Source organism: Bdellovibrionales bacterium (assembly GCA_016716765.1).
Taxonomy (GTDB): Bacteria; Bdellovibrionota; Bdellovibrionia; order Bdellovibrionales; family UBA1609; genus JADJVA01.
Map to the genome: position 1 here is coordinate 19,484 of JADJVA010000008.1, position 10,469 is coordinate 29,952.

General features: G+C 45.3%; 9 protein-coding genes. 4 read left to right on the plus strand and 5 right to left on the minus strand.

All coding sequences use genetic code 11. The features are described 5' to 3' along the window. The first annotated feature begins 90 nt into the window (after positions 1-90). The 4 genes from IPL83_06450 (at position 91) to IPL83_06465 (ending at position 6,383) form a co-directional block, all read left to right on the plus strand. A complete protein-coding gene (locus IPL83_06450) occupies positions 91-1,662 on the plus strand; it encodes a Re/Si-specific NAD(P)(+) transhydrogenase subunit alpha (protein ID MBK9038782.1) in 1,572 nt (523 codons plus the stop codon). 8 nt (positions 1,663-1,670) lie between these two features. Beyond that, positions 1,671-3,086, plus strand: a complete 1,416-nt coding sequence (locus IPL83_06455; protein ID MBK9038783.1) for an NAD(P)(+) transhydrogenase (Re/Si-specific) subunit beta — start codon at positions 1,671-1,673, stop codon at positions 3,084-3,086. A 269-nt stretch (positions 3,087-3,355) separates the two neighbouring features. Further along, positions 3,356-5,788, plus strand: coding sequence for a DUF1152 domain-containing protein (locus IPL83_06460; GenBank protein ID MBK9038784.1), 2,433 nt, complete (start codon positions 3,356-3,358; stop codon positions 5,786-5,788). Between the two features lie 31 nt (positions 5,789-5,819). Next, on the plus strand, positions 5,820-6,383 hold the full coding sequence (locus IPL83_06465) for a hypothetical protein (protein MBK9038785.1): 564 nt from the start codon (positions 5,820-5,822) through the stop codon (positions 6,381-6,383). Positions 6,384-6,441: 58 nt separating this feature from the next. Here the strand turns inward: IPL83_06465 and IPL83_06470 are convergent, their stop codons facing one another. From IPL83_06470 to IPL83_06490, 5 genes are all read right to left on the minus strand, one after another. Further along, complete coding sequence (locus IPL83_06470; GenBank protein ID MBK9038786.1) at positions 6,442-6,972, minus strand: methylated-DNA--[protein]-cysteine S-methyltransferase; 531 nt, start codon at positions 6,970-6,972, stop codon at positions 6,442-6,444. 111 nt (positions 6,973-7,083) lie between these two features. After that, on the minus strand, positions 7,084-7,392 hold the full coding sequence (locus IPL83_06475; GenBank protein MBK9038787.1) for a hypothetical protein: 309 nt from the start codon (positions 7,390-7,392) through the stop codon (positions 7,084-7,086). A 384-nt stretch (positions 7,393-7,776) separates the two neighbouring features. Continuing rightward, positions 7,777-8,112, minus strand: a complete 336-nt coding sequence (locus tag IPL83_06480) for a hypothetical protein (protein ID MBK9038788.1) — start codon at positions 8,110-8,112, stop codon at positions 7,777-7,779. An 837-nt stretch (positions 8,113-8,949) separates the two neighbouring features. After that, positions 8,950-9,102 (minus strand): hypothetical protein, encoded by a 153-nt coding sequence (locus IPL83_06485; protein MBK9038789.1) that lies wholly within the window; start codon positions 9,100-9,102, stop codon positions 8,950-8,952. A gap of 404 nt (positions 9,103-9,506) precedes the next feature. Then, positions 9,507-9,704, minus strand: a complete 198-nt coding sequence (locus IPL83_06490) for a hypothetical protein (GenBank protein MBK9038790.1) — start codon at positions 9,702-9,704, stop codon at positions 9,507-9,509. Positions 9,705-10,469 lie beyond the last annotated feature (765 nt).

The following is a 10,469-nucleotide window of genomic DNA, read 5'->3' on the forward strand; positions in this document are numbered from 1 at the left end:
AAAACAAATCCTGAAACCCTTTGGTATGGTTTGGTTTAAATTCGTTTTTGGTTTTGCGCTGGCTGTACTCACTGAGGAAGACCCATATTTATGAGCAAAATAGTCATTGGAGTACCCAAAGAAATAAAATCAGGGGAAGCCCGAGTTGCAGTTACGCCAGAGAGTGCTGCGAAGCTGATAAAAATGGGATTTTCGGTCCAGATCGAAAAGGGTGCTGGGGAGCCCGCAAGTTTTTCTGATTCGAACTATACCCTGGCTGGAGCACGTGTTCTTGAGAGTCCTGCGGACGTATGGAGCCAAGCCGACCTCATTCTCAAAATCAATCCACCTCAGTGGAACCCTCGAACCAACTCTCACGAAGCAGATCTCCTCAAAAAGGAAGCACATCTCATTAGCTTTATTTGGCCAGCTCAGAATTCAGATTTGCTCAAGAAACTATCCCAATCCAAAGTGACTGCGCTCGCCCTGGACTGCATCCCACGGATTTCGCGAGCCCAGAAGATGGACGTGCTGAGTTCGATGGCAAACATTGCAGGTTACCGCGCTGTCATCGAGGCCGCTCATCAATTTGGCCGTCTTTTCACTGGACAGATCACCGCCGCTGGCAAAATGCCTCCTGCAAAAGTTCTCGTTATCGGCGCAGGAGTTGCAGGACTTGCTGCTGTCGGGGCCGCTCGAGCTCTTGGAGCTATCGTCAGGGCCTTCGACACTCGTCCAGAAGTGAAAGAACAAGTCAAAAGCATGGGCGCTGAGTTTCTCGAACTCAAATTTAAAGAAGAAGGCTCGGGCGGGGGCGGCTACGCAAAGGTCATGAGTCCCGAATTTATCAAAGCTGAAATGGAGCTCTTTGCAAGGCAAGCAAAGGAAGTCGACATTATTATTACCACTGCTCTCATCCCAGGAAAAAAAGCGCCTCTTTTGATTGATGGTGCAACGGTCGCTCTCATGAAAGAGGGATCTGTCATTGTCGATATGGCCGCTGAACAGGGCGGCAATTGCGAATTTAGTCAAGCTGACCAGATCGTTAAGAAATGTGGAGTGACCATCATTGGCTATACAAATCTTGCCAGCCGACTCGCAACGACAGCCAGCGAACTGCTTGCCTCAAACCTCGTTCACCTTCTGACAGACATGACAAAAGGGGAAACTGGTTACCGCGTCGATATGAAGGACGAAGTCATTCGTGGCGCCCTCATTTTAAACGGTGGTGAAATCACTTGGCCTCCTCCGGCCCGAGCAACGCCTCCAATTGCTCTCGAAAAAGTTTCCTCCGAAAACAAAAAGCCTGCGGTCAAACCGGAGTTGAAAAAGGCGAAGAAATTCTCGGGAGTTGATTTCACTTTACTTGGATTGGCCGTCCTGTTTTTTTTCCTTGGCCAAAATGCACCCTCAGAATTTCTTGGCCATTTTAGCGTCTTTATTCTCGCAATCGTGATTGGTTGGCAAGTGGTCTGGAACGTGGCTCCGGCCCTCCACACTCCTCTCATGAGCGTAACCAATGCAATCAGCGGCATTATCATCATCGGAGCGCTTGTTCAGTTGCGTGGTGACTCTCTTGGGATTGCCGGTGCACTTTCGTTAGTTGCCGTCGTTATTGCTTCAATTAATATTGCTGGCGGTTTTTTAGTAACCAAACGCATGCTCAAAATGTTTCATAAGTAGGAGAAAAGATGTCCGAAGGACTACTCACGGTTTCTTATCTTGCCGCAAGCCTTCTATTTATTTTAAGCCTCGGTGGACTTTCCAATCAAGAAACTGCACGCAAAGGCAACCTCTATGGCGTTTTTGGAATTGCAATCGCCATATTGGTCAGTCTTGTTGGCGCTCATGGACTGGGACTGATCTCTTCCGTCATGGCCATCTTATTGGGTGGAGCCATTGGAGCCCTCATCGCGGCGCGAGTGGCAATGACGGCTATGCCAGAATTAGTTGCTATTTTGCACAGTTTTGTGGGACTTGCGGCCGTTCTGGTGGGGGCTTCGAGTTTTTTTGGTGGAGATATTCAAAAACTCAATGGCATGGCTCGACTCATTCATGAAATTGAAATCTTCGCGGGTGTCATTATAGGTGGAATTACCTTCACAGGCTCAATCGTCGCATTTGCTAAACTTCGGGGCTCCATCAGTGGGAGACCCTTGCTCCTTCCTGCGAGACATATTTTAAATTTATCTGCTCTTGTTGGCTGCGTCCTTTTCGGCGTCTTGATCTCACATGCGACGAACCTAGAAGAAAGTTCATCCCTTTTTATCACCATGATCCTTGTTTCCTTTTTTATGGGCTGGCATTTGGTCATGGCTATCGGAGGAGCCGATATGCCAGTTGTCGTGTCGATGCTCAATTCTTATTCGGGCTGGGCTGCGGCGGCCACGGGTTTTATGCTTTCCAATGATCTCCTCATTGTAACTGGAGCGCTCGTTGGAAGCTCAGGTGCTATTCTGAGTTATATCATGTGCAAGGCCATGAACCGTTCGATTTGGAGTGTGATCTTTGGAGGATTCGGTGCTAGCCCCGCAAAATCAGTTACGACCAAAAACTCCGCCTGCCTAGGTGTTGTCCATGAAATCAGCGCAGAAGAAACCGCAGATCTCATGCTCAACGCACAAAATATCATGATCATCCCTGGATACGGAATGGCCGTAGCTCAAGCTCAGCACCCTATTAAAGAAATCACTTCTCTCCTCAGAGATCGAGGGGTAACAGTGCGATTTGGAATACATCCTGTTGCGGGGAGACTACCTGGCCACATGAACGTGCTTCTCGCAGAGGCCAGCGTCCCCTACGATATTGTGTTCGAAATGGATGAAATCAATCGCGACTTTCCCGACATTGATGTCACGCTCGTTATTGGTGCCAACGACATTGTGAACCCAGGGGCACTTGATGACCCCTCAAGTCCCATTTTCGGAATGCCCGTCCTTGAATGTTGGAAATCAAAACACGTCATCGTCATGAAACGAAGTATGGCTTCGGGATACTCGGGCATCGAAAATCCCCTCTTCCACAATGACAATACAAAGATGCTTTTTGGCGATGCAAAGCAGAAGGTATCCAATATTTTGAACTCGATTCAAACTCACTCTCACTAGCTAGCTAGCTAGCTAGCTGAAATCTGACTGTCCAGTTTGAATGGGCAAGTACTCAATATGAGGCAAAACCTCGCTTTTGTGAGACCTCGCCAGCCTCCTTGACAATTAATAATACATAGCGTAGTTAAGTGCCGCGCTCACTGCGAGGATTTTAGAAGCAGTGTTTCGAGTACGCCTTTCATTTAAGTTCCTGAGAGCAGAAGAGATGGCTGCAAATTTCTTTACTTAGAGCGTGCTATTTTACTTAACTTTTGGAGCTAATATATTTCGTGATTTTGCGACATTACTCCCACTTTTTTAGCAAGAAACGCCACTCATTGTTTAGTGCTTTGACAGCTCTCAGCCTTTTTTTTGGTCTGCCAATCCGTGCGGCTCTTCATCTATCCGAGTCAGCGAGCGGTACGGCCCACACGTCAAGGTGTGCAGTGCTGTTGAATCCGCACAGAACTCTAGCCACAATTTTACCCCACATCACGGATGATCAAGCCCTTCTTTTGCTGAAAGCAAATTATTCAGAACTACTCACCTGGTTAAGCCAGAAGGCTGACGCAACAGCTGAGGGCGGCACTTCGACTCCAAAGGGAATTTTCGGTCCAAAAAAAAATCTGACTCCATCTATGTTACTATTTGGAGAGGACAATGTAGAAGTAAATCGTACGGCGGTTGGATACCTTGCCCTTAAATGGATTCTTGCAAACGACTATGAGACCTTCACGCAAAATCAAGCACTACCTGTCCGCCTTTCTCTTGAATCATTTTCGCAACTACGAAGCTATGTTCTTGCAACTTTGAAAACTCCGGAAGATTTCGATGCCATGATCGTGATGATCTTGACGAACGATTTGGGCAAAATAAAACGTTACCACGAGTTGACAGAAAAAGCTGTTGGTCGTGCGGTTGTCGATCACGATGAGGTTTTATTCGTCGGCTTTGGTGAGTGGCCTGAGATTTCTCCAAACTTCATGAGGCTTTCATCGGAGAAAAAAAGCTGGATTTTAGATGGGTTAAGAATGGGATCAAACTTAAATATAGGTCAATTTGCACAAGCCGAAAACCTACCGGCGAACCTTTTGGGAGTTAAAGCCTTAGCTGGCAAACCCGAGGCCTTCGAATTTAAGTTTATTGAATTGTTGCTGGATGTGGCCGGAGCAAACGGTCATTTAGATTCTGGTGGTGCGAAGGTCATGATTGAGCCAGTTTATCGAAACTTCATGTTAGCGCGAAATGCATTAAAAGAAGTCATCGCTGGGCGGTCGGTGCGTGACAGTTATGATCAAATTCTTATTGATAAGAACAAGCAACTTGTCGAAAAAGGGTTTCATTCTTTAGATGTTAAGAGTTCAGTTGAGCGAGTTATCTTGCGACTTTTGACTCTTCGACGGACAACAACTCGCGAACAGGCTGAAGAGCTCTATGAGGTATTTATTAATTTGCCCGCAAATGCTCGAGCTATTCTCGTTTCAGAACTTAACGTAGATGGTACTGATGACGGTTGGGGCACCTTACCCTACTATGCTCCTGCTCTGATCAGCAACGCATTAGGGAGCCTATCTAATACTCCAGGCGGATCTGTTGTAGCATTGCGCACCGTATTTTTATCTCTTGCGAGAGTATTTCAAGAGGCTAGAATCCAATTAAAAAATCGTCAGAGTAGTGGTGGCATCTACACTGTGAATGTTGAATCACTCGCTAAGTTCGCGCTGTCTGATGAATATAGGAATAATCCCGACACTTTACTCAACTTGCATTATGAACTGTTTCAAAATGGCAGTGACGCCAACCAATCTGGAGTCAAGTTATCTGCCTATTCGAGCATCGACTCGTCTCTCTTCGTACAAATAAATAACTTAGTCGATTTGCCTGGAAATTCATTTGCAGTGGTGGGAATTGGTGGAGGCTCAGATGGAGTTCAAGCGGCACAGCTAGCCTTGATACTAAGGTCCGCTGGTAAAAATGTAAAGTTCATCGGGTCGGTGCGTACGGACAAGACCGGCTCACAAGGTGCTGGTGGTAAAATCGGTGAAAACCGGACCATATACAGCCATGGGGGCATGATTGCAGACGGTGTCTATCGTGTGTTGTCAAACTCATCTGGAAGCGGAAGGTTTCTGGAGAACTTGCCGGCTGATGAATTCCCCATGTATTTGATTTTAGATAGACAGAATGACGGCTTACATTCTCAGTTTCAAAATTTAATTCGTTCGGTTGATGGAGTCGACACTCTCATTGCTGTCGATACAGGCGGAGATGCACTTTTTCCGTCGAACAGTGAAAGACAAGACCAAGGTCGCTCTACTCCTGATCAGGATTTAAGGGTCATTTCATCTTTGCGCGGAGTGCAGGTTGCCAACCGACTGAGTGCAATTGTGGCTGCAGGCGTGGATTCACCATTAAATGCCCAGTCAATTTTGCAAGAGGCGGGGGCAAGATATTATTCACTATCTGATGCCCAAAGGGCTTCGGTGATGGCAAACTATACCCGTTGGCAGATGGACGGTACTAATGAAAACCGATTTGGTAAAACTCCTCTTGCTTGGCAGCTGGCTTTAACAAACCAACTTGGAATGCATGTAATGCCTTTGCCTACAAAGGTTGTGGTGGATCAGAAGAATCCCTGGAATCCATTTGTATTTATCGACCAAAGCATGAGTGGAATCTTTTTTATGCAACTTGATTCGCATCTGAATGTGATTGGCCCTTAACGTAGCTCTATATGAAAGGAATCCTGCTGTGATGGATCCAAGACAGACTCCCAATCCCCGCACTCTCTTCTACCTGGGCTTGCTTTTGTTCAGCCAGGTTTCTTTGGCAATCCCTCGCTGGGAGGAAGTAAACCATTACCAAGGAGGGGCATCTAATCCCTTGGTCATTTTCGCTTGTAAAAATGAGATCGAGTTGCCGGCTGACGACGGACGCTGTGCAGCATTGCCTGAGTCTGCCATTTCCCCAGTGTTAGGAATAGGAGGAATCAGTGACCCTCAGATTAATGTTGAATACGTCCCAGCCAAACCTGAGGCTGATGTAAGGAATAAATACGGAGCTTTGTTTCTGAGATGTCCTGAAAAATACAGGGCAAGCCTTTATAGATCGGGAATGTTTCCAGGCCAAAGATCTCAAGTTGTCTGTATAGCCAATCAATGGAACCACAACCGTCGAGAACCTCCCCCTGCAAGTCTCTTCTCAGGTTGGTTCAGTTGTGGCAATGGCTTCCAGATAATCTCGATGAGTGGTATGTATACACAAAGTGCTGGGCCAGTCGAGTATCAGCTCTTTTGTTTGCCCACGAATGACAAATAGATTGATTTGATTACCAGTCGCTAAATTTGCCACTCGGCTACACGGGAGGCTCTTCAGGTCACTTGGACTTTCTTTCTAGGTCTAGGAGTATTCGTTTATTTTCAATACCTCCCCCAAATCCAGACAATTCTCCGCTCTTGGCGATAACCCGATGACAAGGGACAACAATTGAGATGGGGTTTTTGGAATTGGCCATTCCAACAGCACGAGCCTTCTTTGAGTCACCGAGACGTTTTGCCTGTTCCTCATAAGAAATGGTTTCGCCATAAGGAATGCTCAGAAGCTGCGCCCACGCACTTTTCTGAAATGCTGTTCCCGCCATGACAAGTGGAAGGGAGAATTCAAATCGTTTGCCCGCAAAATACTCACAAAGTTGCTTTCGAGTCAGCGCCATCATCGGGTGATCTTCGGAATATTTAAGCGGTTGATTGATCGATTTGATTTTTTCCTTATCCCAGTCCTTTTCCCAAAAAACCCCATGCAAGCCTAGATCAGAAACTAAAAGGCAAAGCTCTCCCACCGGACTGTTCACACTGCTGTAAAAAAAATCTTTCCCATGTGCTTTCACAACAAAATTCAAAAAATTCATCTCAATATTCATTTATGCTTGCTCGGCAGCTCCTCGACAAACGCAATTGGTGACTGTTGATTGAGCTCAATAATTCCTCCCAAATAGCGTTTTCGGTACGAAAAAAAGCTTTCATATGCTTTTCAAAGTATATGACACCATTTGTTTCAGCTGCATCAAAGCTATACAGGTCGATTTCAGGGCGCTCCTGTCTGATGCCATAGAAGGGAAACACGACAGATTTAGCACAGCAAGAAACAAAAACATGGTGGCAACTGATCGACTGATATTATTAAACGTGGATTTCGGAATTTTCCTGCCATTGGCGTCTAAAACCCCTCCAAGAGGATCGGAATGACCTATCCAAATAATCCCAGCAGTATAGGGGTGGCGAAGCACTTCTTCTAAGTCTCTTTCGACTGCAGCAAAATGGGTCACCACGCCAATGCCCCTTTGTCTGAACCAAAAGAAATTAACTCTATCTTATCAAATTGAGTTATTTTCGCCCCATCCACATCCCCTATTAGAATGTGAACCTTTTTGACAAATCTGACGAAGCTGATGAGGAAACCGAACAAAATACAACAAAGACTGTCAAATATATACAGATCAATGACTTCCAACATTGGAATAGACTCTCCTGGCGAGGTTGTTTGAACTTTACGCCAACTGAGTGCAATTCAAAAGCCAATCACTTTTGAATTGAAGAACAGGCAATGCGTTTACTTAGAGGACCGCCAGACTACAAAGAAACTGCTAAATTCTATTTGCGATTCGCAACGACACTGATGACAAGCTCTCCTTGAGCTCCACCTCTTTGTTGACTTATTTTACCTTCCTTTCCGGGAGGCACAAGTATTTCAGGTTTTGAAGAAACCATCCTTTGCCATCCTTGTAATCCAGCTCAATCTTAAGACTAATAGCGTCCTTAATGTTGTGATGCTCTTTCTCAGTGGCAACAACAGAAAATCGCATCCTCTTTGTTTGATCCTTTGCTGTTTGAATGAGCTCCGTCTTATCTCCAGACATTGTGTCTATTCGAGGTTCAGCAATGAGAGTCCCGTCGACAAATATCTGCGCTTTTACCTCATAGCTAAAGCTCGCCCCTGGAGTTGAACCAGTACAGAACCTAAGGCCAAGCCAGCAAAACAAATCGAGCATAAAAATATCAAAATTGTCTTTATCCTCATATAAGCCCCGGAAATAGTCAGTTCAATATTTTGATCACTTCTATTTTATTCTATTGTATGGGAATTGAATTATGCAAATTCTTTAACCCAGGATCATCAGGCGAATAAACAAGTCCTTCGGCGAGAGTTTCACAGCCGGGGCTAATTGATTTGTCTGTATATGGGCCTCCGACTCCAAGCGATAAGCTTCTGGATGGCTGGATAATCCAGCTTAATTTTTTTGGGACACCTCAATCGCTTTCGCAAATTGAGCTTTTTCAATCAAGATTTCACCCAGCAAAACTCCGCAGTGTAGTAGCCGGTTCCATGCCGTTAAGACAAAGCGGTTTCGAGCAAACCCATCAAGCGATTCTTATCCTTTACCCCCATGGCTTCTTTTACAGAATGGTTTAGTTTTCATACTCAACAACAATGTCCTCTTTTCTATATCTGATTGAGTGCCATTGATTGAGCGTTGCCACATCAATTGGCAGATTCATTCTTGTTGCACTTGCTGAAACGCGGCAAAAATGGGCTCGTGCACCTCAGAGAAAAAATGGGCGGATATTTGATCGCATGGCAAGAAACTGAACAGGATCGGCCCCGGAATCATTTCCATAAATGCCTCTAAGCGACCGACTGACGTCTCAATCATCACGGACTGGGAAACACTCTTTTGATTTTACTATAAAATCAAAAGGAATATTAACTCCAACTTTACGTTGTCATCCGTAGGAACACTGGACTGTTTCAGAAAGGTATTGATCTGATCTCTTCCACCATAAAAATAGCCTAGAAAGTCATAAATTGGGGGTGGGTCCCTCAGAAACTAACATTTTTGAACACTTGGCGATTGATAAACTCTTTCGAAGCGATTCCAATCCACTTTTATGGGATGATTGGAACCAACGGCAACAGAATCATAACCGTAAACAAATAGGTACGTATAAGGAAAGGCTTCCTGAATGGCTTTCAAGGCCATTTTATATGAATCCGCCGAAAGCCCCTCGTTCTGAATCCATTGGCAAAGAATTCCTTTTTCAGATAGTTTCTGTGAAGCCTCGATATAGTATTCGCGCGAATAAAGATTACCAGCACCCGGATCAAGGACTGATCGGATCAGAGTAATAACGTCATATTTTTATTTTGTACTTGAGATAGATGCGTCCATCTTCAAGAACGACCTAGTTCGAGATCATTTAAGGGTTTGGCCATTGATGTGATTAAAAAAGTGACTGGCCTCGACGACACTCTTCTCAAGTTCTAAAGCGTCAACACTTTCAACACTCTGATGGGATAGCGTGACCAGCCGTGATACCTGTTCCCAAACCCACAACAGCGACCGTTTCGGATTTTCATGAAGAAGCAGTGGCACCTGTCCCGACATTAAGTATCTGCGATCCCCATGTCCAGCGCCCGCAACCGGCTTTCCCGAAATTCGCAATCCAATTTTCCTGTTGAAAGCTCATTTGCGGTCACCGCAACACTACCATAGAATACCATCCCTGTAATAGAGGTCGGGCTGGAGATATTTTCTCTCTGCTTTTCCAGCGCATCCAAGGCCCCCTCAGTTGCCATAGACATATAAATTCCTTGATTCGTCGCCAAAAAGGATCATGAGGAGAACAACAAGACACAAACAAGTCAGAAAAGACACCAAAGAAAAATACTTAATTTTCTCTTTGAGAGCAGTCCCCAGAATGAGAAAAAATAAAAAAGCAGCTGCGACAACCCAACCAGTCAGAGCAGCCAGACTTATCGTGTTACAAACTCCCATTAAAGGGAATAAGAAAAAAACCCGTCAACAAGCTCCCAATGACACCTCCGATCGTATTGAAGGCGTAAATTCTTCCAGTCGAAATTGATAAGCAATCGCTGGCGCGAAGCTCTTGATACAAATGCAAGCATAGGGGGAAAATGCACACATAAAGAAGGTACTCGATGAAGACAATCCAAAGCAGAAATGAGCAATTGGGAAAGAATGTACCCAACACTGATTCACCCCAGATAGGGTCAAATACAGATATTCCATACCCCAATGGGCGAGATCATCATAAAAGAGGAAAGGGGTGACAAGCGCATATTCCGATCATCGCCTGAATAAAGAACACTTCCACTCGCCAATTTTTTGAACGTCTCAAAGAGCCGAACCCGCCATACTTCCAGACCAACTCCAAGCAAAAATATACCAACATATTTGTGAAGAGGCGTGGACAGTCGCACCCAATATCCGCTCAACATCCGAAATTAAGCCAATTCAGGGACAATCGAAAGACCGCCTGATATAAAAAACAAGATCTCGAAACCACGCGTCTTGAGACTCGACGTCCCCTCACCGATCTGCGTGCC